Origin of the sequence: Mycobacterium sp. DL (assembly GCF_039729195.1) — a bacterium.
Classification (GTDB): Bacteria; Actinomycetota; Actinomycetes; order Mycobacteriales; family Mycobacteriaceae; genus Mycobacterium; species Mycobacterium hippocampi_A.
The window spans coordinates 3,030,894-3,056,545 of record NZ_CP155796.1 but is presented as its reverse complement, the minus strand read 5'-3'; the positions used below and the strand labels follow the sequence as shown (position 1 = coordinate 3,056,545).

20 protein-coding genes and 1 pseudogene are annotated in these 25,652 nt (G+C 67.9%); 11 read left to right on the top strand and 10 right to left on the bottom strand.

The genetic code is table 11. The features are described from left to right. Positions 1–5 precede the first annotated feature (5 nt). Positions 6–2,354 carry an accessory Sec system translocase SecA2 gene (gene secA2, locus ABDC78_RS14610; protein ID WP_178357312.1) on the bottom strand — a complete coding sequence of 783 codons (2,349 nt, stop codon included), beginning with the start codon at positions 2,352–2,354 and terminating at the stop codon, positions 6–8. Between the two features lie 67 nt (positions 2,355–2,421). On the opposite strand from secA2, the gene ABDC78_RS14605 reads away from it, so the two are divergent. From ABDC78_RS14605 to ABDC78_RS14595, 3 genes are all read left to right on the top strand, one after another. Continuing rightward, positions 2,422–4,074 carry an FAD-dependent monooxygenase gene (locus ABDC78_RS14605; protein WP_178357313.1) on the top strand — a complete coding sequence of 551 codons (1,653 nt, stop codon included), beginning with the start codon at positions 2,422–2,424 and terminating at the stop codon, positions 4,072–4,074. A gap of 90 nt (positions 4,075–4,164) precedes the next feature. Beyond that, on the top strand, positions 4,165–6,075 hold the full coding sequence (locus tag ABDC78_RS14600) for an ABC transporter ATP-binding protein/permease (protein WP_178357314.1): 1,911 nt from the start codon (positions 4,165–4,167) through the stop codon (positions 6,073–6,075). 46 nt (positions 6,076–6,121) lie between these two features. After that, positions 6,122–8,041, top strand: coding sequence for an ABC transporter ATP-binding protein/permease (locus tag ABDC78_RS14595; protein ID WP_178357315.1), 1,920 nt, complete (start codon positions 6,122–6,124; stop codon positions 8,039–8,041). Positions 8,042–8,050: 9 nt separating this feature from the next. Here the strand turns inward: ABDC78_RS14595 and ABDC78_RS14590 are convergent, their stop codons facing one another. From ABDC78_RS14590 to ABDC78_RS14580, 3 genes are read right to left on the bottom strand one after another with little or no spacing between them, the layout of a single operon-like run. Beyond that, complete coding sequence (locus ABDC78_RS14590; RefSeq protein WP_178357389.1) at positions 8,051–9,553, bottom strand: FAD-binding protein; 1,503 nt, start codon at positions 9,551–9,553, stop codon at positions 8,051–8,053. 19 nt (positions 9,554–9,572) lie between these two features. Beyond that, complete coding sequence (locus tag ABDC78_RS14585; RefSeq protein ID WP_178357316.1) at positions 9,573–10,067, bottom strand: VOC family protein; 495 nt, start codon at positions 10,065–10,067, stop codon at positions 9,573–9,575. A gap of 45 nt (positions 10,068–10,112) precedes the next feature. After that, positions 10,113–10,796 (bottom strand): TetR/AcrR family transcriptional regulator, encoded by a 684-nt coding sequence (locus ABDC78_RS14580; RefSeq protein WP_347133469.1) that lies wholly within the window; start codon positions 10,794–10,796, stop codon positions 10,113–10,115. A gap of 112 nt (positions 10,797–10,908) precedes the next feature. Here ABDC78_RS14580 and ABDC78_RS14575 point away from each other — a divergent pair, with 112 nt between their 5' ends. After that, complete coding sequence (locus ABDC78_RS14575) at positions 10,909–11,349, top strand: nitroreductase/quinone reductase family protein (RefSeq protein ID WP_178357318.1); 441 nt, start codon at positions 10,909–10,911, stop codon at positions 11,347–11,349. On the opposite strand, the gene ABDC78_RS14570 is transcribed toward ABDC78_RS14575, so the two are convergent. From ABDC78_RS14570 to ABDC78_RS14545, 6 genes are all read right to left on the bottom strand, one after another. Further along, positions 11,346–12,068, bottom strand: a complete 723-nt coding sequence (locus ABDC78_RS14570) for a hypothetical protein (RefSeq protein ID WP_178357319.1) — start codon at positions 12,066–12,068, stop codon at positions 11,346–11,348. The two genes, ABDC78_RS14575 and ABDC78_RS14570, sit on opposite strands and share 4 nt — an antisense overlap. 108 nt (positions 12,069–12,176) lie before the next feature. After that, on the bottom strand, positions 12,177–12,821 hold the full coding sequence (locus tag ABDC78_RS14565) for a LysM peptidoglycan-binding domain-containing protein (RefSeq protein WP_178357320.1): 645 nt from the start codon (positions 12,819–12,821) through the stop codon (positions 12,177–12,179). Positions 12,822–12,891: 70 nt separating this feature from the next. Next, complete coding sequence (locus tag ABDC78_RS14560) at positions 12,892–14,298, bottom strand: FAD-dependent oxidoreductase (protein ID WP_178357321.1); 1,407 nt, start codon at positions 14,296–14,298, stop codon at positions 12,892–12,894. 49 nt (positions 14,299–14,347) lie between these two features. Continuing rightward, complete coding sequence (locus tag ABDC78_RS14555; RefSeq protein WP_178357390.1) at positions 14,348–15,250, bottom strand: sterol desaturase family protein; 903 nt, start codon at positions 15,248–15,250, stop codon at positions 14,348–14,350. 59 nt (positions 15,251–15,309) lie between these two features. After that, complete coding sequence (locus ABDC78_RS14550; protein ID WP_178357322.1) at positions 15,310–16,881, bottom strand: carboxylesterase/lipase family protein; 1,572 nt, start codon at positions 16,879–16,881, stop codon at positions 15,310–15,312. A 109-nt stretch (positions 16,882–16,990) separates the two neighbouring features. Beyond that, complete coding sequence (locus tag ABDC78_RS14545; RefSeq protein WP_178357323.1) at positions 16,991–18,187, bottom strand: MFS transporter; 1,197 nt, start codon at positions 18,185–18,187, stop codon at positions 16,991–16,993. A 43-nt stretch (positions 18,188–18,230) separates the two neighbouring features. Here ABDC78_RS14545 and lysA point away from each other — a divergent pair, with 43 nt between their 5' ends. The 7 genes and pseudogenes from lysA to ABDC78_RS14510 all read left to right on the top strand — a co-directional run. Further along, the gene (gene lysA, locus ABDC78_RS14540) at positions 18,231–19,508 is read left to right on the top strand and encodes a diaminopimelate decarboxylase (protein ID WP_347133468.1); all 1,278 of its coding nucleotides are present in this window, start codon (positions 18,231–18,233) and stop codon (positions 19,506–19,508) included. A gap of 18 nt (positions 19,509–19,526) precedes the next feature. Then, positions 19,527–21,692, top strand: a complete 2,166-nt coding sequence (gene malQ, locus ABDC78_RS14535; RefSeq protein ID WP_178357325.1) for a 4-alpha-glucanotransferase — start codon at positions 19,527–19,529, stop codon at positions 21,690–21,692. Positions 21,693–21,789: 97 nt separating this feature from the next. Next, positions 21,790–22,257, top strand: a complete 468-nt coding sequence (locus tag ABDC78_RS14530) for a hypothetical protein (RefSeq protein WP_178357326.1) — start codon at positions 21,790–21,792, stop codon at positions 22,255–22,257. A 99-nt stretch (positions 22,258–22,356) separates the two neighbouring features. Next, positions 22,357–23,256 carry a metal-dependent hydrolase gene (locus tag ABDC78_RS14525; protein WP_178357327.1) on the top strand — a complete coding sequence of 300 codons (900 nt, stop codon included), beginning with the start codon at positions 22,357–22,359 and terminating at the stop codon, positions 23,254–23,256. After that, entirely contained in the window at positions 23,256–24,362 is a 1,107-nt protein-coding gene (locus tag ABDC78_RS14520) for a PDR/VanB family oxidoreductase (protein WP_178357328.1), read from the top strand. The genes ABDC78_RS14525 and ABDC78_RS14520 overlap by 1 nt, the downstream gene beginning before the upstream one ends. Positions 24,363–24,371: 9 nt before the next feature. Continuing rightward, positions 24,372–25,256, top strand: a complete 885-nt coding sequence (locus tag ABDC78_RS14515; protein WP_178357329.1) for an LLM class F420-dependent oxidoreductase — start codon at positions 24,372–24,374, stop codon at positions 25,254–25,256. Continuing rightward, positions 25,226–25,594, top strand: a pseudogene (locus ABDC78_RS14510) (nuclear transport factor 2 family protein); the annotation flags it as partial. The gene ABDC78_RS14515 and the pseudogene ABDC78_RS14510, both read left to right, overlap by 31 nt. Positions 25,595–25,652 lie beyond the last annotated feature (58 nt).

Genomic DNA, 25,652 nt, shown 5'->3' with positions numbered 1-25,652 from the left:
AGAACCTAGCGGAACACGCCGGGCAGGCTCAGCGCCGACATGGAGTCCTCCGACAGCGGGTTGTCGTGCACCATGTACGTCCACGTCGAGGTCGGCCGCGCGAGCTTGGACAGATCGACACCCTGCTCGTCCTCGATCGACGGCGCGGTGTCGAACGTCTGCTGGGCCGCTTCGATGGCGTCGGCGGCCAGCGAGGCGAAGGCGTCGACGGCCATCCGGTGGAATTCGTCGAGCGGATTCTGCCGGCCGAGGGCGCGCAGGTGGATGCTCTCCCGGATGTCGGCCAGGTAGGCCAGGTGCTCGGTCCAGCCGCGGTCGAGGTGGTAGAGCATGATCAGCCGGCAGATCTTCGTCAGCTTCTCCTCGCCGTCCGGGCCGAGTTGCTCGACGAGTTCCTCGTAGCGCGTCGGCGACAGCTCGGCCAGTTCCTCGCGCGCGGTATCGGTGCGCAGCAGTTTGTCCCGGCGCTCCACGAGTATCGAACGCTGCTGGGCGATCAGCTGGTTGTAGCGCCACGTGGTGGCGTGCACGTCGAGTAGTCGACCCTCGGCGATCCGCTGGGCGTGTTCGAGCAGGGTCGCCGCCTTCGGGCTGACCACGAGACCGTCCTCATCACAGTCCAGCGGCAACTTGTTGCCCTCGAGATGTGACACCACGACGTCGTCCTCCCAACTGGAGAAGAACACCGACGAGCCGGGGTCGCCCTGTCGCCCGGCGCGACCCCGCAGCTGGTTGTCCAGCCGCTCGGTGTGATGTCGCCCGGTGCCGATGACGTGGAGTCCACCGAGATCGGCCACCGCATCGTGGTCTGATTCGTCCGAACCGCCCAGTCGGATGTCGGTGCCGCGGCCGGCCATCTGGGTGGAGACGGTGACCGCGCCCAGCGCGCCCGCCTCGGCGATGACGGCCGCCTCTTCGGCGTCGTTCTTGGCGTTGAGGACCACAGCGGGTACCCCGGCTTTGACCAGCCGCGCGTGCAGGTCCTCGGACTCGGCGACGTCGCGGGTCCCGACCAGCACCGGCTGACCGGTCTGGTGAACGGTCGCGATGTGCTCGATGATGCCCTCGTTCTTGGCCGCTACGGAGACGTACACCCGGTCGGTCTCGTCTTCGCGGATGTTGGGGGCGTTGGGCGGGATCGGGGACACACCCAGCTTGTAGAACTGGCGCAGCTGCTCGCCGGCGGCCAGCGCGGTGCCGGTCATTCCGCACACCGTGGGGTACCGGTTGATCAACGCCTGCACCGTGATGGTGTCGAGCACCTCCCCGGTCTCGGTGGTCTCGATCCCCTCCTTGGCTTCGACGGCAGCCTGGAGGCCGTCCGGCCAGCGCTGCAGGGTCGCGATCCGGCCGCGGGAGGCGTTGATCAGGTGCACGGCGTCGTCGCGGACGATGTAGTGGATGTCGCGCTGCAGCAGCACGTGGGCGTGCAGGGCGACGTTGATCTCGGTGAGCGTGGTGGCGACGTGCTCCTCGGAGTACAGGTCGATCCCGCCGAGCGCCGCCTCCACCTTCAGGGCGCCCGATTCGGTGAGATGCACGTTGCGGCTGTCGCTGTCCGCAGCGAAGTCCTTGCCCTCGGTGAGCTCGCCGACCAGCCGGATGAGCTCGATCCGGGGCGTCTCCCGGTGGCTGGTGCCGGCCAGCACCAGCGGCACCAGCGCCTCGTCGACGAGGACCGAGTCGGCCTCGTCGATCAGCGCCACGTCGGGGTTCGGGGACACCAGGTCCTCGACGTCGGTGACCAGCTGGTCGCGCAACACGTCGAAGCCGATCTCGTTGACCGAGGCGTAGGTGACGTTGCACTGGTAGGCCTCGCGGCGCTGTGCGGCGGTGGACTCGGCGGTGATCCAGCCGACGGTCAGTCCCATGGCCTCGATCAGCGGAGCCATCCACTCGGCGTCGCGGCGGGCGAGGTAGTCGTTGATGGTGATGACGTGCACCCGGCGGCCCGCCAGCGCATAACCGGCGGCGGCGATCGCGCCGGACAGGGTCTTGCCCTCGCCTGTGGCCATCTCGACGACGTCGCCGGCGAGCATCCGCAGGGCGGCCTGCAACTGCACGTCGAAGGGACGCAGGGTGGTGGTCCGTTCGGCCGCCTCCCGGGCGATCGCCAGGAACTGTGGCAGATCGGCGGAGTCCGCCAGGTCGTCGAGCTCGAGCAGCTGGGCCGCCTTGCGTAGCTGCTCATCGTCGAGTTCGGCCGCCTTGGCATCGAATTCGGCGGACTTGTCGACGAGCTCGGTCGACTGTGTCTGATCCTTCTCCGCGCTCGCTCCGAGCAGCTTCCAGAAGCGATTGGACAGCCGCCCTGTCCTGGGTTTCGACGAGGTCTTAGAAGAGGTCCGAGCCACATGTTTACGGTACGCGGCCCGCGTCGGACCCCTTCCCGTAGGCCGAACGGAGCTCCATACTCACCCGGTGAGTGCGACCCGCGCCGTCTACGAGACCCCTGTCCTCATCGCCGGTGCCGGCCCGGTCGGGCTCACCGCCGCTCTCGAACTGACCCGCCGCGGTATCGGCTGCCGGATCATCGATCCACTGCTCGAGCCCCCGCGTTATGCCAAAGCCGTTGGCGTGCAACCACGCACGCTGGAGATTTTCGAGGGCATGGGGGTGTTGCGCCGTATCCTCGACGCGGGCACCCGGATGAACGGCCAGATCGTCTACGTCAACGGTCAGCAGGTCGCGCGCATGGAGTTGCCGGTGCCGGCCGACGTTCCGTTCGGGTTCTTCTGCATTCCGCAGTACGAGACCGAACATGTCCTGCGCGAGGAGTTGGCCCTGCGCGGGGTGACGGTCGAACGCGGGAGCAGGCTGACGGGCTTCGACCACGACGCTCACGGAGTGAGCGCGACCGTGTCCTGCGACCGCGGTGATCAGACGGTGCGCGCGGGGTATCTGATCGGTGCCGACGGCGCCCACAGCGTCGTGCGCAGGACACTGGGGCTGACGTTCGAGGGTGCGGCGTTCGAGGAGCAGTACATGCTCGGCGACGTCGAGGTCGACTGGTCGATGCCCGCCGGTTACGGCATCCGGTCGATGCACCAGACCGACGGCACCACCGACGACCTGCTGGTGTGTATCCCGCTTCCCGGCCGCGGCCGCTACCGGATGTCGATGCTGGTCCCCGACGAGTTGCGCGGGGACCAGGTGGCGGGCGACGGGGTGGCGCACGGATTCTCCGGTGACCGCACTCCTGAGCTGCACCACATCCAGGCCGTCATCGACCGCCTCTCCCCCGAACGGGTGGTTGCCCGCAACCTGCGGTGGTCGTCGGTCTTCCGGATCAGCCACCGCATCGTGGACCGGTACAGCCTGCCCGCGGGGTCGAGCCGGGTGTTCGTCGCCGGCGACGCCGCCCACATCCACCCACCGACGGGGGCGCAGGGGATGAACACCGGAATCCAGGACGCCCACAATCTGGCATGGAAGCTCTCGCTGGCGGTTTCGGGGGTCGCGGCACCGGGGCTGTTGGACAGCTACGACGCCGAACGTCGTCCGATCGGCGAGGAGGTCGTCGGCCGCACGGTGCGCAGTGCGCGCGAAGGGATAGGCGCCGATTCCGCCGATCCCGATTTTGTCGTCCGGCGCGAGGCGCAACTGTTGATCGACTACGCCGGCAGCCCGATCGTGAGCCCCGCAGCAGCGACGACATCTGGACCGGCCGCCGGTGAGCGGGCGCCCGACGTGCGCGGGCTGACCCGCGCGGTGGTCACCGGTTCGTTCCGGCTCTTCTCCCTGCTGACTGCCCGCGAGCACACCCTGCTGCTTTATGCCGGCGCCACGGCGGGCAGGGACGAGGTCGCGGGGTTCGAGAGCATCGCGGCGGCCGCTGTCGAGGCGGCGCACGGCTTGCTGGACGTCTACCTGGTCGCGGCCGGACCGGCCGAGGTGGCCACGACGGTCCTTCCGCTGATCACCGACGAGGACGGCGACTTCGCGCACACCTACCGAACCTCGAACTCATCGGCGTACCTGGTTCGTCCGGACGGATATCTCGCCTACGTCCAGCACGAGGGCGCACCGGACGTCGACGGCGTGCGCGCCGCCCTGCGCCTGACATTCCGATAGGCCGCTGAGCCGGGCATCCTCCCCACCTGCGGCGGCGGGCTGCGGTAGCTTCCCCGCAGACGGGCTCGCGCGCGGGGGGAGGTGCTCGATGTGAACGACGACGCGTTCGAGCCGTCCCTGGACTGGAGCAGCGAGCTGTCCAGTTCGGCCCTATGGGTTGCGCAGACCTTCTTCCTCACCGCGGTCTGCCTGGTGTTGATCCTCGTCGCGATCGGCCGCTTCACCGGGTGGGGGCGCCAGTTCTGGCGTGTCACAGGCGATTACTTCACCGGCAGGCAGAGCGCTGTGGTGTGGCTGCTCTTCGCGCTTCTGCTGCTGTCGGTGGTCGTCTCGGTGCGCATCAACGTGTTGCTGACCTACTACGTCAACGATCTGTTCACCGCGCTGCAGGTTGCGTTCCAGGGCGGCACGTCGGACGCGGATGCGCGCAGGGCGAGCGGCATCGCGGGGTTCTGGGCGACGATGACGGTGTTCGCCGTGCTGGCGGGCTGTTTCATCGTGCGACTGCTGCTCGACATGTACGTGATGCAGCGCTTCATCATGCGGTGGCGAATCTGGCTGAGCCACCGCTACATCGACGATTGGCTCGGCGATCTCGCGTACTTCCGGGCCCAGTTCGCCGGCAGGCCGATCGACAATCCGGATCAGCGGATCCAGCAGGACATCGACGTGTTCACCACCGGTGTCGGCGGCGAGACCAACAACCCGATCTACAACTCGGGCAACACCTTGTTGTTCGGAGCGGTGGAGGCCGTGTTGTCGGTGCTGTCGTTCGGCACGATTCTGTGGCGACTGTCGGAGTCCGTCACGATCGGCGGTCTGACCCTCCCCCGCGCGCTGTTCTGGATCGTGCTCGGCTACGTGCTGGTGGCCACCATCGTCGCGGTGGTCATCGGCCGACCGTTGATCCGGCTCAGCTACCTCAACGAGGTCCGCAACGCAGGTCTGCGCTACGCGCTGGTGCGGGTGCGCGACGCGGGTGCGGCCATCGGGCTGTACCGGGGTGAGCCCGCCGAGCGGCGGTTGCTCAAGGGCCGACTGGATTCGGTGATGGACAACTACCGCGGCTGGCTCAACCGGATGATGTTGTTCTTCGGCTGGAATGTGTCGATGAGCCAGGCCATCAACCCGCTGCCGTGGCTGGTGCAGGCGCAGGGGCTGTTCGCGCAGCGGCTGTCCTTCGGCGATGTGTGGCAGTCCTCGAACGCCTTCGGCGCGATCCACGATTCGCTGTCGTTCTTCCGCAACGCCTACGACCAGTTCGCGAGCTACCGCGCGGTGATCATCCGGCTCGACGGACTGGCCGACCAGAACGCGCGGGCCGCGACGTTCACCTCGGTGGCCACCGAGGAGTCCGGTGACCGCTCCCTCGACGTGGTGGCGGTCGAGGTGCGCAGGCCGGACGGAACCCCGCTGGTCCGGGCGCTGGACGTACACCTGGATCCCGGTGAGACACTGCTGATCACCGGTCCCTCGGGGGTCGGCAAAACGGTACTGCTGCAGAGTCTGGCCGGACTGTGGCCGTTCGCGTCAGGCCGGGTCAACCTGCCGCAGGGGCGGGACGCCGCGATGTTCGTGCCGCAGCTGCCCTACCTGCCGATCGGTGACCTGCGCACGGTGGTCACCTATCCGTTGCCGCCCGGCACAGTCGAGGATCGGGCAGTGCAGCAGGCGCTGAGCGATGTGGCGCTGTCGCACTTGGTGATCCGGCTCAGTGACGTCCAGGAGTGGGCCAAGGTGCTCTCGGTCGGCGAGCAGCAGCGCATCGCATTCGCGCGCATCCTGCTGAGCCGGCCCGCTGTGGTGTTCCTCGACGAGACGACGTCGTCGATGGACGAGGGTCTCGAGCAGATGCTCTACCGGGCCCTGCGCGCCGCGCTGCCGGAGACCGTCGTCGTCAGTGTCAGTCACCGAGCGACCGTGCAGCAGTTCCACGGCCGCCGCCTGGAACTCACCGGAGACGGGTCCTGGCGGCTGGGTCGACTCGCCCCGTCGGGATAGCCCGCCACAACACGCCGGCGGCAGTGTGTCGGGGTAGTTTGCCCGAATGGAAACGTTCACCCCGACGCTGGATTGGGGCAGCGAGCTCTGGACATCGCTCTGGTGGATCGCCCAGGGCTGGGCGTACGCAGCGGTCTCGACGCTCATCGTGCTGGTGCTGATCGCCCGCTACACGACCTGGGGTCGGCAGTTCTGGCGGGTCACCCGCGGATACTTCACCGGCCCCGAGAGTGTCGTCGTCTGGGTGTGGCTGGCAGGCATCCTGCTGCTGGTCATCGCAAGCGTGCGACTGTCGGTGTTGTTCAGCTTCCAGGGCAACGACATGATGACCAGCTTCCAGGTCATCGCGTCCGGTGTCGGCGCGGGCGACGACGCGGTGAAGGAGTCGGGAGGCAGTGGCTTCTGGATGTCGATGGGCGTCTTCGCGGTTCTGGCCGTCATCAACGTCGCCACCATCATGCTCGACCTGTTCGTCACCCAGCGGTTCATGCTCCGGTGGCGAACGTGGCTCACCGACGAGCTGACCGGCGACTGGCTCGACGGCAAGGCCTACTACCGGACACGGTTCATCGACGACACCATCGACAACCCCGACCAGCGCATCCAGGCCGACATCGACATCTTCACCGCCGGTGTCGGAGCCCTGCCCAACACCCCGAACAACACGTCGGGAACCACGCTGCTGTTCGGCGCCGTCGCCTCGATCGCCTCGATGATCTCCTTCACCACGATCCTGTGGAACCTGTCGGGGCCGGTGACTCTGCCGCTGATCGGTTTCGAGCTACCGAAGGCGATGTTCGTCATCGGCATCGTCTACATCCTGTTCGCCACCGTTGTCGCGTTCATCATCGGCCGGCCGATCATCACGCTGTCGTTCAACAACGAGAAGTTCAACGCCGCCTTCCGGTACGCGTTGGTGCGACTGCGTGACGCGGCCGAAGCGGTGGCGTTCTACCGGGGTGAGGTCGCCGAGCGCACCGGGTTGCGGCGCCGCTTCGCGCCGATCGTGGCGAACTACAAAAAATACGTGAACAGGCTGGCGGCGTTCCTGGGCTGGAACCTCTCGATCAGCCAGGCGCAGGAGCTGATCCCCTACATCGTGCAGTTCTCCCGGTTCTACAACGGTGAGATCACCCTGGGACAGCTCTCGCAGACAGCGAGCGCCTTCCGCGAGATCCTCACCGGGCTGTCGTTCTTCCGCAATGCCTACGACAACTTCGCCGGCTACCGCGCCGCGATCATCCGCCTGCACGGCCTGGTGATCGCCAACGAACAGGGCCGGGCGCTGCCCTCGCTCGACGCGACTGATTCCACCGACGGCCGTGTCGAGTTGGACGACGTCGAGGTGCGAACCCCCGACGGCCGTCAGCTGATCGACCCTCTCGACCTGTCGCTGGAGCGCGGGGACGCGCTGGTGATCACCGGCGCCTCGGGCAGCGGAAAGACCACGCTGCTGCGCAGCCTCGGACGGTTGTGGCCGTACGCCTCCGGTGCGATCAGGTACCCGATCGAGGAGAACGCGACGATGTTCCTCTCGCAGATGCCGTACGTGCCGCTCGGTGATCTGCGCACCGTGGTGTCGTATCCGAACGAGACCGGCAGCATCACCGACGAGAATCTGCGTGCGGTGCTCGACGAGGTGGCGCTGCCACACCTGGCCGGCCGCCTGGACGAGGAGCAGGACTGGGCCAAGGTCCTCTCCCCCGGCGAGCAACAGCGAATCGCTTTCGCCCGCATCCTGCTGACCAAGCCCCAGGCGGTCTTCCTCGACGAGTCGACCTCGGCACTCGACGAGGGCCTGGAGTTGATGCTCTACCGGCTTGTTCGCTCGGAGCTACCAGACACGATCGTGGTCAGCGTCAGTCACCGCAGTACGGTCGAGCAGCACCACAACCGGCAGTTGCAGCTGCTGGGCGAGGGTCGGTGGTATCTCGGCGACGTCGGCGACGAGCCCGCCCGGGTCTAGCTTCGCCCGTCAGTCGCGGGCGGGCTGTGCGCCTGCACGCTCGGCGGCGTGCTCTCCGGCCCGCCTGCCGAAGAACGATCCCTCACCGAGCTGCGTGCCGCTGGCGTAACCCTTGCCGTCCTGGGCGATGTTGGAGGCACAGGCGCCCGCCGCGTACAGCCCGCGGATCACGCTGTCGTCCTCGCGGAGCACCTCGCCGTCGATCGAGACCTTCAGACCACCCATCGTGAACCCGGAGTACATCGCTCGGCCCAGCGTCAGGTCGAAGGCCGCCCATGGGCCGGTGTCCTGTGCGGCAAGGTATTCCGGCTGCTTGTGGAAGTCCGGGTCCTCGCCCACGGCGGCGTTGCTGTTGTAGCGGTCCAGGGTCGCGGCGAGGTTGCCCGAAGGGATCCCCAGGGCTGCCTCCATCTCCGCGACCGTCTCCCAACCGTCGATGAACTTGATCAGCGGCATCTCGGGCATCTGCATGTGCGCCTCGTCGACGATGAGATATGCCGATTGGTCCGGTTGTTCGAGCACGAACGCAGAGGTGCGCGAATGGTAGGAGTCCTCGGCGACGAACCGCTTGCCATCGGAGTTGACGATGACGCCGGTCAGCAGGATCTCCGGCGGGTACGCGGCCGCGGTGATGAACAACTGGTCCAGATTCGTCGCCACGCCGCCCGCCGAGGCGCCCAGCTTGATGCCCAGTCCGTCGTCGTTGGGGTTGCCGAGGATGTACGGGGCCACCGTGCCGTGGTGTTTGGTCTTGCGTTCCTGACCGAGGGCGGGCGTGTATTCGGCCACCATGTCGGCGTTCATCGCGAAGCCGCCCGCGGCGATGACCACGGACTTGGCCTTGACCTCGCCGGTCTCGGTGAAGTGCTTCCAGCGCACCCCGGCCACCGCACCGTCGTCGTCGATGACGAGCGCTGTCGCACCGGTCTCGTAGCGGATCTGCACACCAAGGTCGGCAGCGCGCTTGACCAGGAGGTCGATCACCATCGACGCGCCGCCCAGTTCGCCGGGGACCGGCACGGAATGCCCACGGGGCGCCGGGGTGGCCTGCTCGCAGAACGGCCACACCTTTTCGTTGCCTGTGTAGGACAACCCTTCGGTGCCCGGCGGGACCACGACCTTGCCCGGGTAATAGCTGCGCTCGAACTCGAAGCCCAGTGCCTCGAGCCAATTGAAGTGCTCCACGCTGCCGTCGCAGTAGGCGCGGATCTTGTCGTGTTCGGGGTCGCGGGACTGCGACACCAGGTACTTGTACATCTCCTCCGGCGAATCGTCGTGGCCTGTCGCCTGCTGGACGGCGGTGCCGCCGCCGAGATAGAAGTGGCCGCCGGCCATCGAGGTGGTGCCACCGGCTGCTGCGGCCTTCTCCAGCACCAGGACGCGCGCCCCGGCCGCTGCGGCACTGACGGCCGCGCAACCGCCTGCGATACCGAAGCCGAGAACCACGACGTCCGCCTCTTCGGACCACGAGGTGACCTCACGGGCGGGCACGGTTTCCGGGATGTGCTGCATGGTCAATTCTGCTCCTGTGTCACGCGGTCTCCCGCTTTACATGGTCAAAGAACGCGTGGATTTTCGGTGGTATGCAGGCGATCTCGAGGTAGGGCACACCGGAGTCCTCGGCGGAGACGTACGCGAACCGCATCCCGCCGGGCATGGTTCCCGCCATGACGACCGGCGCGCCCGCGCGCTCGGCGTCGGCAACTGCAGCCTCGAAGGATTCGGTATCGGCGGCCTCGACGCAGATGTGGTGCAGGCCCGGCCCGCGGGTGTCGAGAAACTCGGTGTAGACGCTCCGACCGGTCACCGGAGCGATCAGTTCGAGTTGGGTGTCTCCGGCATAACTGAACGAGATGTCGGCGATGAAGTCCGCGGGTTGCCCGCGGTACGAGCAGGTGTCTGGGGCGAAGTGGACGCCGGGCATCCGTACCCACTTCTTGGCGCCGAGCAGCGAGGTCAGCGCCGCTTCGGTGGCCGGCAGGTCGCGCGTGACCCACGCAATCTGGACAGGTGTCTGGTCAGGCATCGCTACGAGAATATCGCCAGCGGAGCGCACTGGCTAGAACGTGTTCTAATTCGTCGCCAGCATGTCGGTCAGCAGGGCGATCTGGGCGTCGAACGCCGCCTCGGGGTCGGTGAAGGTGTCCGGACCGTACTGCCCGAACACTTCGAGGCTGATGGCGCCGACCAACGCCGCCCACAGGGTGAGGCTCCTGGCGACCACCGCGTCTCCCGCAGTGATCGAGAACTCGGCGCGCAATCCCTCAAAATCCATCGAGAGGCCTTGCGGCACAGTGTGTTCGACGTCGGGTATCTCACCGGCGGCAACACCCTCGTCGACCACGGTGAGCAGCGCGCCGACCACCCGCGTCCCGGGGCCGACCGTCCGTTCCCTGGGCGCGTGATATCCGGGCACCGGGCTGCCGTAGAGCAACGCCCAATTGGCGGGCTGCGCTATCGCCCAGCGCCGTGCGGCCCTGGACATCTCGGTGATCCTCGCGCGTGCCTGGTGGGGGGCGCCGTCGCGCGCGCGCTCGACGGTGTCGGCCAGGTCGGTATAGGCGTCCACCAAGAGCAACGTCAGCAATTCATCGCGACTGGCCACGTAGCGATACACCGCCGACGAGACCATGCCCAGGTCCCGGGCGATCGCGCGCAGCGACAACCCGGCCGCACCCTCGGTGATCAGATGCTGACGTCCGAGTTCGACGATGCGCCCTTCGATGCGCTGGCGCGAGTCCTGTCGCTTACCCACTGCCACAGTCTTGCACAAAACGAGATCAGTGCTCTTGATTTTGCCGTCCGGTGGTGGCAGTCTGGCGTGACGAGAGCAGCGCTCTCGTTTCTGAACTCGAAGGGAGAACACCATGTCCGATCGCTACGACACGCCGGGATTTGCGGCCCGGCTTTTCAACAACGTGATCCGCCGTCTGGCCGAGGCGGGTGTCAGCATCCAGGGCAGCACCGCGCTGCGGGTCCGCGGACGCAGCACCGGCGAGGTCCGCGGTGTGGTGGTGAATCTGCTGACCGTGGACGGCCGAGACTATGTGGTGTCGCCGCGCGGCAATACCCAGTGGGCACGCAACGTCCGCGCAGCGGGTGAAGTCGAGGTGGGTCCGCTCAGGCGTGGACGCCGGCGGCGGGTGGTCGAGATCGCCGACGACGCCAAGCCCGCACTGCTGACGCCGTATGTCCAGCGGTGGTACTGGCAGCTCAAGGGCCATGTCGGCGGGCTGACGCCCGCTTCCACGACCGACGAGCAACGAGCCGTCGCGCCGTCGATCCCGGTGTTCGAGCTGGTCCGCTAGTTCAGCGCGGGCGCGGCCGGCAGGGTGGCCGATGCGGCGGAGATGGTGTCCTGCTGGGCCTGCTGGCTGGCGACCTGCCACGACACCGCGGCCGGCAGATCACCCCAGGTGCTGTTGAAGATCCCGATGAGCGCGGTGCGCCCATCCGCCGTCGGGGTGTACACCGGGCCGCCCGAGTCGCCCTTCTGGCTGACCACACCATCGGACATCGTGAACCAGCCGTTGTTGACTGCGGCGACCTTGCCGCAACTCTCCCCGGTCACCACACCGAAGTGACAGACCGGCATGCCGACTGTGGGGAGCACCGCCGGATCGGTGATCAGCACCCGCCCGCCGGGCAGCACGTTGTTGACCGCGACCTCGGGCGTCAGGTGGATGACCTGCCAGTCGGCGATCTGATGGTTGGTGTCGACGGTGGTGCCGTCCGGGGTGTTGTCGCGGAACGACCCCTGGGTGCCGATCAGATTGCCCTGCCTGTCCGACACTGTCCCGGAGGCCCGGCAGTGGCCCGCGGTGTAAGCGGTCCGCGTCTGGGGATCGACATAACCCAGGGTGCACAGCACGCTGTCCTGATGGATCTCCATGCCGGGATGGACCAGCACTCCAGGCTGCGCGGATGCGGTTGCCGCAGGCAGCAGTAAAGCGACGACGGGAGCGACCACCGCGAGCAGAAGCTGCAGTCCTCGACGTGGCGATCGTGTTGACGACCGATCAGACATAGCGCCCCCTCCGCTCTCTTCCCGACGGGTGATACCCGCACGCACTGCTTGCGTAACGGGGACATCGCGATCTGGAAAAGGGTCGTTACACAAGGTGCGACGTCTGGATCAGGGGATGGTGAGCACCTGTCCGGGGTGAATCAGGTCCGGATTCGGGATCCCACTGGCCTCGGCGATGGCCCTGTATCGGTTGCCGTCCCCGTAGAACTTCTCGGCGATCGCCCACAGCGTGTCACCGGACACGACCGTGTACGTCCTCGGTGCCGGCGGCGGAGGAGGCGGGGGCGGCGGAGGCGGCGGAGCCGGGGCCGCCTCGGGTGCGGGTGCGGGCTCTGCTGCCGATTTCTCGTTTTTCGCTGAGGCCTCGGCCGCGGCCTCGGGTTCGGCAGCCGATTCTGTCACCGGCGGCGGCGGAGCCTGATCGGTCTCGGTGTTCGAAGCCCACTTCGCGCCGTCTTTTCCGTAGAGAACGAGGTTGCGGTCGTCCTGGAGAGTCAGCCGAGCATCCTTGGTGCCCTTGGTGTCGCTGTGCCACACCGGTTTGTCCGCCGTGTACAGGACGAAGTTGCCGTCCTTCTGGACTTCGGCGCGAACGACGTTCTGGCCGTCGGTGCCGGTCGCCCACACGGCCTGGCCGCGACTGGCGAGCACCAGGTTGCCATCGTCCTGCAACGTGAGTGTGTATGCACCGTTGGGTGACGTTAACCCTTGTCCCCGTTCGAGTTTCTCACCGTGCTGGAGCGTGTCTGCCATGTCGGGTTCCTCTCGTTGCAGGCACGTCTGACACTAGCGGCCGCTGCGCAACGCGGGAGCGATACGGCGATCAGGAATCGAAGCCGAGCCCGGCGGCGTCCAGCGCACGCAACAACAGGTTTCGACGGCCCGCAGAGTGGTCGGCGCGGTCCAGGGACCACTTGGTGGCCTGGATCCCGACAGTGGCCAGCGGCTCCGGGGGGAACGGCAGCGGCTTCTTGCGCACCATCTCCAACCGGGTCCGGGGCGTCTGCGCCCCGTCCAGCAGATCCAGGCACACATCGGCGGCGAACCGGGCAGCGCCGACGCCGAGTCCGGTGAACCCGTTCACGTAGGCGACGCGGCCTTCGCGGGCCAATCCCCAGTGCGCACAGAACCTGGTGTTGGTGTCGATCGCACCCGCCCAGCGATGGGTGAACCGGACATCGTCGAGTTGCGGAAAGGTGATGAAAAAATGCCCGGCTAGCCGGCGGAAGATGTCCTGGCGGTTTTCGTAGCCCGAGTCCACACGCCGCCCGAAGTGGTAGACGGCGTCGTAGCCGCCCCAGACGATCCGGTTGTCCATCGTCATGCGGTAGTAGTGAAACTGGTTGGCGGAGTCGCCCACTCCCTGTCGGCGCTGCCAGCCGATGCGGTCCACCTGGGCGTCGGTCAGGGGCTCGGTGGCCAGGACGTAGTCGTAGACGGGCACTGTGAACAGGCGGTTGCGCTTGAGCAGGCTGGGAAAGACGTTGGTGGCCAACACCACTTGACGACAGGTGATGGTCGGACCGTCGGTGTGCACCCGCAGCGCCGCACCGCCCGAGTTTATCTGCGTCGCAGTGGTGTGCTCGAAGATCTCGACGCCGACGTCGCGACAGGCCCGCGCCAGTTCCAGGGCAAGCTTGGCGGGGTTGACGATCGCGCACGTATCGGCGCTGTACAGACCCGCCAGGTACGTCGGCGACCGCACTTCGTCGCGGACCTGCTGCTGGTCGAGGAACCGGCCCTGGTCTTCGGCGGCGGCCTGTTCGAGCCACTCGACCTGATGTGGTTCGGTCGCGACCGCCAGCATTCCGGTGCGCTGCCACTCGGTGTCCAGGCCGAGTTCGGCGATCTCGGTCTGCATGCCGTCGAGGTTCTCGATGCCCAAGTCCTCGAGGGTCTCGATCTCGTTGGGCCAGCGGGACTTTCCGTTCTCGATCCCGTGGGTCAGGCTCGCCTCGACGAAGCCGCCGTTACGCCCCGAGGCCGCCCAGCCGATGCGGTCGGCCTCGACGAGCACGATGCGCCGGTCGGGATGGCGCCGCGCAGCGTGCAGGGCGCTCCACAGCCCCGCGTAACCTCCGCCGATCACCAGCAGGTCGCAGGTGACCGGACCCGGCGCCCGGGGGAACTCCGGTCTCGGTACATCCAGCCACATCGACCCGAAGCTGCTTCCGGCGAGTGAACGGTCGACCAGTGCGGGGTCGACATGAGCGTCGAAGACCGTCTCCACACCACGAACACTACGGCCTGTCCGCACGCGACGTTGTTGTTCAGCCACGCTATCGGGGGACGTAGGCGGGTGACTGCTCCCCGGCCCGCTCGGCTGCGCCGGCAGGCAGCCACCCGGGCGGGCCGAAGATGTAGCCGAGCTTGTCCCGGATACCGCGTGCGGCGCGGACATCGCGGCCGATCGCGGCGTATTCGCGCGTCTGCAGCTTCCAGATGTTGAACGTCTCGACCGGCTTGGTGAGCCCGTAATGCGGCCGGAACAACTCAGGCTGAAAGGTGCCGAACAGCCGGTCCCAGATGATCAGGATTCCACCGTAGTTCTTGTCCAGATACTCCGGATCCATTCCGTGATGCACGCGGTGATGCGACGGGGTGTTGAAGACGAACTCGATGGGCCGCCAGAGCTTGCCGATGCGCTCGGTGTGTATCCAGAACTGGTAGATCAGGTTGATCGAGAAGCTCACAAAAATCATCCACGGCGGAACGCCCAAGAGCGGCAACGGGATCCACATCAGGATCTCCCCGCTGTTGTTCCACTTCTGTCGCAGCGCCGTCGCGAAGTTGAAGTACTGGCTGGAGTGGTGCGCCTGGTGGGTGGCCCAGACCAGTCGCACCCGGTGCGCGGTGCGGTGGTAGGCGTAGAACAGCAGGTCCACACCGACGATCGCGATCACCCACGTGTACCACTGCGTGGCAGGCAGCTGCCACGGCGCTAGGTAGGCGTAGATCGCCGCATAGCCCAATAGCGCCAGGAACTTCCAGGCTCCCATCGTGAAGACGGAGACCAACCCCATCGAGATGCTGGCCCAGGAGTCTCGGGTGAGGTATGCCCCTGAAACCGGTCGGCCGGCGTCGGAGGGATCCCCGAGGTCCTCCAGTTTGCGCGCCGCGGTCCATTCGATGATCAGCAGCAGCAGGAAGAACGGGACCGCGAAGAGCACGGGGTCGCGCATCTGCTGCGGCAGTACGTCCAGGAACTCCACAGCGGCACCTCCGGTGAAAGTCTAGATCTCTACAGGAAGCTCAGGACGTCGTCGCCCCAGGCGCGACGCACGTCGGCGTCGAGATCGTCGACCACCGAATCCTGTTTGTCGATCACCAGGGTGGAGCGGTGCTCGGCTTCGTAGGGCCGCCATGTCGGTGCACCGTCCGGGCCGGAGGGTGCACCGTTTGTGGCGAAGTTGACCCATCGGGTCCGAAGACGCTCCGACACCGCTCTGCCCGTCTTGAGTCCGCCCAGGGCAAACGTCGGATCCTTGCGCCCGGCGACGAGATTGCCCCACACGTAGGGCAACTCGGTGGCGTGCGCGGCGTGCAGCCGGACCATCCGCAGCATCGGTGTGGCGAAGTCGAACCGGTACAGGTACACCGGCGCGACGGCACGGTGGCCGTCGGCGTACCAGATCGAGGGCATCCGGAAGCCCAGATCGCTGGTCAGTCCCATGCCCTTGGCCTTGCCGCGGCCCCGGTAGGTGCCGCCAAGTCGACTGTCGTCCGGCAGTTGCAACCCGGGTTGCTCGGCAGCGATCTCGGCGAACATCGCCTTGATGGACTCCGGCGTGATCGGCATCAACGGCGACTTCATGTACCGGAACAGCGCCGCCTCGTTCTTGTTGGTACCGATGATCAGCGGTACCGGATGAGTTCGTCCCGCTCTCGCGAGGTTGACCGGGTAGTCGGGAACCAGGTCACCGTCGACGATGGGCGCGAACGCGAGGCGGCCGGGGGTGCGCACCGGCACCTCGTCGAACACGGTCCTGGACGCTTCCACGATCGCGTCGATCGGAAGCTCAGCCAGCCGGCCGAGGTTCCGGTGTCCGATATCGAGCTCCTCGAGGATGCGGCCGGCCACCCGCCCGGCGCGGTCGGCGTCGTAGGACGACGTGACCGGTGAGCTCTGGGCGATTGCCGCGCTGAACAAGCCGGCGGCGGCCGGACTGCCCAGCAGGGTCGTGACGATGCCTCCCCCGGCAGATTCACCGAACAGGGTGACCCGGTCTGGGTCGCCGCCGAAAGCAGCGATGTTGTCCCGAACCCAACCCAGCGCTGCCAGCACGTCGCGCAGGCCGACGTTGGTGGCGAACCGCTCGGAGTCCGCGCCAAGCGACGACAGTTCCAGGAAGCCGAGGGCGCCGAGGCGGTAGTTGACCGTCACGACCACGACGTCGCCGCCCGTGGCCAGCGCCCGCCCGTGATAGAGCGGCTGGCTGGCCGAGCCGAGGATGTAGGCGCCGCCGTGCACCCACACCATCACCGGCTTGTTGTCACCGGGCTGGGTGCCCGGCGGCGCCCAGACGTTGAGCGTCAGGAAGTCCTCGCCCTGCGGGGCGCCGAGATCGATCGGGATCCTGGGGTCGGTCGGTTGGGGGCACACCGGGCCCACCCGGCCGGCGTCGGCGGGCTCCGACCACGCCGACGGCGGCTCGGGCGCCCGCCACCGGAGCTCCCCGACCGGCGGTGCGGCGTAGCGAACCGCCTTCCATGCCTTGACGGTTCCGTCGTCCACGCCGCGCACCGGGCCGTAGGTGGTGTCCACCACGGGCCGTCCGCCTGCCCTGTCGCGAGTCGTCGCGTCCGCGGTCATGCCGAACTCCTTCGATCGGTACTTGGTACGCCACTGTACCAGGATGGCGACATGTGGAGTTCAGGCTAGGCGGAGGGCGCGTGGCACATGGTCAGAACTGCAGTCTCCGTCAGACGGTCCCGCGCCGCCTCGTCGCACTGAGCGCGCCGGCGAGCATCATCAGCGTTACGCCGGCGACCGGGACGATGAGCAGTCCGACCCGCAGGCTGGTCGCATCCGCGACGACACCGACGATCAACGGTGCGCCGAGGAACCCCGCCCGCATCAGCCAGGTCAGCACCGTCAACCCGGTGCCCGCCCGAAGGCCGGGCAGTTCGTCGGCGGCGCGCATCGCGGCGGGCACCACGGTGGCCACCCCCAACCCGGCGGCCGCGAAACCCGCGACGGTGCCCGGCACCGTCGGGAAGGCCAGTGCGGTGCCCATGCCGACGGCGGCGATCATGCCGCCTGCCCGGGCCACGGCCCGCTCGCCGAACCGGTCGACGAGGCGATCGCCGATCAGCCGCCCGACGAACATGAACCCGACCAGCGCGACATATCCCAGGGCGGCGACTGAACCCGGCGCGCCGAGACTGTCACGCAGATAGAGCGTGGCCCAGGAGCTTCCCGCGTCCTCGACGCAAGCGCCGGCGATCGCGATGCCGACCAGGGCGAGCAACGACAGGTACACCGGCGCTCTGACCTCCCGCCAGCGTGTGCTGTGCGGCGACGGGTGGTCCTCGTGGTCGGGCCCGTGCAGCAGGTGGGGATAGGCCACCGCGACCACCGAGCACAACACCACCGCCGCAACGCCCAGATGAACCGGGCGCGGGACGTGCACGGCGATTGCCGCCGCGCCCATCAAGCCGCCCGCGACGGCGCCGACCGCCCACACCGCATGCAGTGAGTTGATGATCGATCGTCCGTAATCACGTTGCAGCCGAAGGCCATTCATGTTCTGTGCGACGTCGGTGATGGCGTCGCCCGCGCCCGCGACGAACAGCGCCGCGGCGAACACCAGCGGTGACGGGGCCGATGCGGCGAGCACGATGAACGCCGCGAGGACCACCGTGGAGGCGACGGCCACACGTGCGGACTGGAAACGGCGGATCAGTGATGCCGCGGTGAGCCCGGCCAGCAGGGCCCCCGCCGAGAACGCCCCGACGGCGACTCCGTAGCCGGCGTTGGACATGACCAGGTCCGATTTGATCTCCGGGTAGCGGGGTAGCAGGTTGGCGAAGAGGGCGCCGTTGGTCAGGAACAGCGCCGCGACGGCGATGCGGGCCCGCCGGTTGGGCGCTGCGGCGCTGTGCGGTTCCGGCGCCATGGTTCGGGACACTACCGAAGCCGTCGGGTGGCACGCTGGGACCGTGAGCCACGCCCTCTCCCCCACGGCCGACGAGCTGATCTCGCTCTTCCCGCCGGGCACCCGGCTCGACGGCGACGGCTCCGTCGTCGTCGGCGGGTGCCGCCTCGAGGAGGTGGCCGCCCGGTTCGGAACGCCGGTGATCGTGGTCGCCGAACACGCGCTGCGCCAACGGGCCCGGGATTACCTGAACGCATTCCGCAGCCGGTGGCCGCGTGCGGATGTGGCGTTCGCCTCGAAATCGTTCCCGTGTACCGCCGTTCAACGTGTGATGGTGCAGGAAGGTCTGCATCTCGACGTCGCCGGCGGAGGCGAGATCCTGACCGCGTTGAAAGCGGGCGCCGACCCCGCCCGACTCGTGCTGCACGGCAACGCCAAGACCGACGAAGAGGTCGCGATGGCCGTCGATCGTGGTGTCGGGCTTGTGGTGGTCGACAACTTCGACGACATCGACCGACTGGAGCACCTGGTGCCGGCAGGCCGTCGGCAGCAATGTCTGGTCAGGGTCATTCCCGGTGTGCAGGCGGCGACGCACGCCTCCCAGGCGACCGGCCACGCCCGCTCGAAGTTCGGTCTGCTGCCCGAGGATGCCCGCAGCGCCATCACTCGCATCGAGCGCAGCGCGAAACTGCACATGCAGGGCGTCCACACACACGTGGGTTCGCAGCTGCTCGACGTCGATCAACTGGCCGAGGCGGTGGCGCCGATCGCCCGACTCGGCACCTTCGAGACCTACGACCTCGGTGGCGGACTCGGGGTGCGCTACACCTATGCCGAGAACGCACCGACTCTCGACGACTACGCCGAGGCCATGGTGGCTCAGGCCCGCACGCTGCTTCCCGAGGGCAGCAGGTTGATCGTCGAGCCGGGCCGAAGCATGGTCGCGCACAACGCCTGCACGGTCTACCGGGTGACCACGATCAAGCGCGGTGAGATCGTTCACGTCGCCGTCGACGGTGGCATGGGCGACAACCTCGAGGTCTCGTTGACCGGGCAGCGTTTCGAGGCGACGCTGGTGTCGAGGGTGGGCGGCGGTGACACGGTCACCGTGGTCGGACGGCACTGCGAGTCCGGTGACGAGCTCATCGACGGCGTGTCCCTGAGTGACCCCGCGGTCGGTGACCTGCTCGCGGTGCCGGTCACCGGTGCGTACTGCTACACGATGTCCAATCAGTACAACGGTGCGCGACGCGTCCCGGTCGTGTTCGTCGCCGATGGCGACGCGAGGCTGGTGGTGCGCCGCGACACCTGGGACGACTTGGTCCTCCGCGACGTCGACTGAGGGGGCAAGATTGTCGGCATGCCCGTCGCCTCCGAGGACACCGACCTGCCCGCATCGCTGATCGAGCTCGCGCATCGCTACGGGGTGGCCACCGGGTATGCGGACTGGACGGGCCGCCCCGTGACCGTGCCGGCGTCGACGCTGATCTCGGTGCTCGACGCACTCGGTGTGCCGGCCGCAGTCGAGGACGACCGGTCCGCGGCGATCGCCGCCCACGACCGTGCCCACTGGTCCCGGGCGCTGCCGCCGGCGATCGTCGGGCGAACCGGCGCCACCACGTCGTTCTGGGTGCATGTCACGCACAACGATCCGGTCAGACTGTGGATGCGCCTGGAAGACGGCAGCGTGCGGACGGGTCTGCGACAGCTCGAAAACAACAGGCCTCCTTACGATCTCGACGGCAGACTGGTGGGCGAGGCCAGTTTCGAGCTACCCGCCGACCTGCCCATCGGCTACCACCGACTGCATCTGCAGGTCGGTTCCTCCGATACCGGCACGACGGTCATCGTGGCACCTGCGTCGCTGGAGCCCCCGGCCCGCCTCGGCTCCCGCCGCGCATGGGGACTGTCCACCCAGCTCTACAGCGTTCGCTCCCGAAACTCCTGGGGAGTAGGCGATTTGACCGATCTCACCGATCTGGCCGTCTGGTCGGCCGCCGCTCACGGGGCGGGGTTCGTGTTGGTCAACCCACTGCACGCGGCGGCACCCGTCGCGCCGATGGAGCCCTCGCCGTACCTGCCCACTTCGCGTCGATTCGTCAACCCGATGTACCTGCGGGTGGAGGCGGTCCCCGAGTTCGCCTACGTGCGGCATCGGGGCCGCATCCGCAAAGCGCAGGCCCAGGTGCAGGGCCGCGCCGACCGCTCCGACCAGATCGACCGCGACCGCGTGTGGAAGGCCAAACGTGAGGCGCTGCAGAGCATCTACCTCGTCAAGCCGTCAGCCGGGCGGGCGATCGCCTACCAGGCGTTCCTGGATCGTCAGGGCCGCAGTCTCGACGACTTTGCCACCTGGTGCGCGCTCGCCGAGCGCCACGGCGGCAACTGGCACTCGTGGCCGGAGGATCTGCGGCATCCACGCTCCGCTGCGGTTGCCCGGTTCGTCGACGAGCACCCCTCGGCGGTGGACTTCCACCGCTGGCTGCAGTGGTTGGTCGATGACCAGTTGACTGCCGCGCAGGCCGACGCGGTGCAGGCGGGGATGGAGCTGGGCATCATGCACGACCTCGCGGTCGGGGTGGATCCCGACGGCGCCGATGCCTGGGCGCTGCAGGAGGTGCTGGCCCTCGGTGTCACGGCCGGGGCGCCGCCGGATGAGTTCAATCAGCTCGGACAGGACTGGTCGCAGCCACCATGGCGGCCGGACCGGCTAGCCGAGGCGGCCTACGAGCCGTTCCGCGCGCTCGTCGGCGCGGTGCTGCGGCACGCGGGCGGCGTGCGCATCGACCACATCATCGGGTTGTTCCGGCTGTGGTGGATCCCCGAGGATGCGCCGCCGACCGCGGGCACCTATGTCCGCTACGACCACGAGGCGATGATCGGGATCGTCGCGTTGGAGGCACACCGCGCGGGCGCAGTCGTCGTCGGCGAGGATCTCGGGACGGTGGAGCCGTGGGTCCGCGACTATCTGCGTGATCGCGGTCTGATGGGCACCTCGATCCTGTGGTTCGAGATGGACCGGGAGGGAACGGGTGGCCCGCTGCCCGCCGAACGGTGGCGAGAGTCCTGCCTGTCGGCCGCCACGACCCACGACCTGCCCCCGACCCGCGGTTACCTCGCCGGAGAGCACGTCCGGCTGCGGGATGCTCTCGGGCTCCTGACCCGCCCCGCCGACGAGGAGTTGGCCGGTGACCGGGCACAGCAGCGGGCCTGGATGTCCGAACTGCGCAGAGTAGGTCTGCTCGGCGGTGACGACGACGGGGAACTCGACGTCGACGAGGTCGTGCTGGCCCTGCACCGGTATCTGGGGCGGACCCCGTCTCGGCTGTTGTCGTTGTCGCTGGCCGACGCCGTCGGCGAGGTTCGTACCCAGAACCAGCCGGGAACCGTCGACGAGTACCCGAACTGGCGGGTTCCGCTCGGCGATCCGCAGGGGCGGCAGATGCTGCTCGAGCAGGTGTTCACCGATCCGCGCGCCGCCGCCCTGTGCGAGGTGATGCGGGCGGGGGTCAAACCCCCGGTGTGACACCGCGCATGTAACACCGCGGGCTTCTGCACCGGTTTCACATTCAGCACCGCTGCGATATGTTCGCACCGCACACCGAGCCGAGGAGATAGTTGTCGTGAGAAACCGCGTTGCAGTATTCAGCGGCGGGCTCGTCGTGGCCGGAAGTGCGGCGCTGATCGGCGCCGGCGTGGCGATGTCGCAGCCGGCCCAGCCATCGCCGTACAACGTCACCGGTGAGCAATACGGCAGAGCACTGGCGATTCTGAAGAGCCAGGGCGTCAAGGCCTACTTCGGCGGTTCGACCGGCAGTGTCCTGCCGCAGTTCAACTGTTTGGTCGACTCTCAGAAGATGACCAGCGGCGGCCGGATGCTGCTGAACCTGGATTGCACCCAGGCGGCCGCGGACGCGATCAAGGCGATGGGACCCACCGGTGGTCCCACCGTCGGCGCCAACGGCGTCACGACGGTGACCCCGACGCCGCTGGTGCCGATCGCCGGTGCTCCCGGGGCAGGAGGCCCCGTGGCCGGCGCTCCCCCGCAGATCCAGGGCGGTCCCGCGATCCCCGGACAACCGATCGGCTGACCCGCCGGCTGGCACAGCTATCCGGGACCCGCGTTCCCACCTACCGACCCTGCCCGTCGTAAACTCCCGAAAGAGCGACGACGAACAGGAGCCCGCGCGATGCTGCGACCCCGCCGATTCGATGACGAGATAGACCCCGGGCCGGTGCAGATCCAGGCCCGCAAGGTGCACTTCGACCTGGCCGACAGCCCCCTGCACTGGATTCCCGGCCACCCGGTGGCCTCGCACGTGGTCAGCGTGCTCAACATCGTGCTCCCGGCCGGCGAACGCTGGTTCGTCGAGACCTTCAATGAAGCGTTGCCTCTCGTGAAAGACCCCAAGCTGGCCGAGGACATCCGCGGGTTCATCGGCCAGGAGGCCACCCACGCCGATGTGCACGATCAGGCGCTGCGCGGCTACATGGTCGACCGCGGCGTCGACCCTGCGCCGCTCCTCGATCAGGTCGAGCACCTGTTCACCGGCGTCCTCGCTCCGCCGGACACCACCGACCCGGCCCGCCGGATGACTCACCTCTGTGACCGGCTGTGGCTGATCGCCGCGATCGAGCACTACACCGCGGTGATGGGCGACTTCGCACTGAACTGCACCTGGGACGATCACGACGCGGACCCGACTCTGGTGGACCTGTTCCGTTGGCATGGCAGCGAAGAGGTCGAACACCGCAGCGTCGCCCACGATGTCGCCACGTATTTCGACAGCAGCTATCTCAGCCGCGTTCGCGCGATGGCCACGGCGGCGGTGATGCTGTGCATCTTCTTTCAGCGTGCCGCGTGGTATCTGGTCAAGACCGACCCGAGTGTCGATGCCAACTGGTGGACGTTCAACCGGATGCGGATGCGCGACTCGAAACTCGGACTGCTGCCCCGCTATCGAAAGCTCTTCGGCTCCAACACGTTGGCGTACTTTCGCCCCGGCTATTCGCCGGACGAGCTGGGCTCCACCGCTCAGGCCGTCGCGTACCTCGCGGCCTCCCCCGCGGCCCGCGCCGCCCATCTGTGATGAGGCTGCTCGAGGCGTATCGCAACACCCCGCCCAGCGCGTTCGGTCGGGCTCGTCACGACCTGACCTTGAGCCTGGCAGAGGCGGCGCTTTCGGGAATCTGGGCTGCCACTGCGGCGGTACGCCGGATCCAGCCGCCGGGCAGCGGCGCCGCGACCTTCCCGCTGCGGGTGGAGCGACGACGTGTGGTGGCCCATGACCAGGACGTGATCGAGCTGACGCTCGCCCCCGCGGACAGCGCGCCGCTGCCCAGGTGGTACCCGGGCGCCCACCTCGACCTCCATCTACCGAGCGGTCTGGTGAGGCAGTACTCGCTATGCGGGGATCCGGCATCGCCGGAGCGGTACCGCGTCGCGGTGCGGCGGATTCCCGGCGGCGGCGGCGGATCGGTGGAGGTGCACGACGCCCTGCCGCAGGGCGCGACGGTGCACACCCACGGCCCACGAAATGCGTTCCCGCTCACGGTTCCCGGCTACGGTTCGCCGTCGCGACGATTCCACTTCATCGCCGGCGGTATCGGCATCACGCCGATCCTGCCGATGCTGGGCCTGGCTCGTCGACTCGGGGTCGAGTGGTCGATGGTCTACGCCGGCCGTAGCCGTGACAGCCTGCCGTTCGTCGACGAAGTGGCGGCATTCGGCACGAACATCACCATCAGGACCGACGACCTCGACGGTGTGCCCACGGCGGCAGACCTGCTCGGCGATTGCCCCGACGGCACCGCGGTGTACGCGTGTGGGCCTGCGCCGATGCTGACCGCGATCAGGGCAGCACTGGTCGGTCGCGACGATGTCGAACTGCACTTCGAACGGTTTGCCGCAGCGCCCGTCGTCGACGGTCGGCCGTTCCGGGCCACCGTGACATCCACCGGCGAGACGGTCGACGTCGGCGCTGAGGAGACACTGCTCGGCGCGCTGCGCCGGGCTGGGGTGCATGCCCCGTACTCCTGCCAGCAGGGGTTCTGCGGCACCTGCCGAACCCGGGTGCTCGCCGGCGAAGTCGAGCACCGCGACACCTTGCTGACCGAACCCGAACGCACCGCAGGAATGATGCTGACCTGCGTGTCACGGGCTCCGGTTGGATCCGGTCTGACTCTGGATCTGTAGCGCGCAGCCATGAAATACGCCGTCTTCGCACCGGTGGGCGCAGGGCTCACCGCCGACCCGCACTGGATGACGCTGTTCGCGCAGCACCTGGAAGCCTGCGGGTTCGAGTCGATCGTCGTCGCCGAGCACACCGTGATGGTCTCGCGCTATGACAGCGTCTACCCCTACGACGAGTCCGGTCGGGTCGACCTCCCGCCGGATTGTCCGGTTCCCGATCCCGTTGACCTGCTGGCGTTTCTGGCCGGCCGCACGGATCGGCTGGGTCTGGCAACCGGGGTACTGGTGTTGCCCAACCACCATCCGGTGGTGATGGCGAAACGGGCCGCCACCGTCGACGCGCTTTCCGGCGGACGCCTGCGGTTGTGCGTCGGCGTCGGATGGCTCAGGGAGGAGGTCGAGGCGTGCGGTTCCGATTTCGGCAGCCGTGGCCGCCGGACCGACGAACAACTGCAGGTGATGCGGATGCTGTGGGACGGCCCGGCGCAGGGAGTGACCCATCGCGGTGAGTTCTTCTCCTTCGACGACGTGGTGTGCCGTCCGAAACCGCTCGCCCACTTGCCCATTCACATCGGTGGTCACAGTCGCGCGGCGGCGCTGCGGGCGGGCCGCTACGGCGACGGTTTCCAGCCGCTGGGCGTGGGTGCGGACCGCCTCCGCGAGCTGATCGCGGTCATGCGGGACGAGGCGGCCAGGCTCGGACGCGACAGCGCGGCACTGGAGGTTTCGTTGGGTCATCTGGTGACCAAGATCGACCCCGAACGGGCGGCCGGGCTCGCCGCCGCCGGTGCGGACCGGATCGTGCTGGCGCTGCCTTCGCTGCCCGCCACCACCGACATCGACGAAGTCCGCGACATGCTCTCGGCGTGCGCCGACCGACTCGGGCTGACGCCGTGAGTCTCGAGGTCGCCGACCGGCTCGCGGTCAGCGACCTGGTCCACCTGTACGCGTCGGCCGTCGATGATCGCCGGTTCAGTGATGTGTGCGAATTATTCACCGAGACAGCGGAATTACGCCTGCCTGATCCCCCGCGCTCGTTGGAGCCGGTACTCAGGCATCACGGCCGCGACGGCGTGCGGACCGCGATGTCGGGGCTCGCGCAGGTGACTCGGACCGAGCACGCGATCGTCGGCGAGGTGTATGCCGGTGGTGATCCCGGCTACGCGCTGGGCCGTATCACCTGTATCGCGCACCACTGGACGGTGACCGCTGAGTCGGTCACCGACGTGGTGTGGCACCTACGTTATGACGACGAGTACCTGCGGACGGGAAAGGGCTGGCGGTTCCATGGTC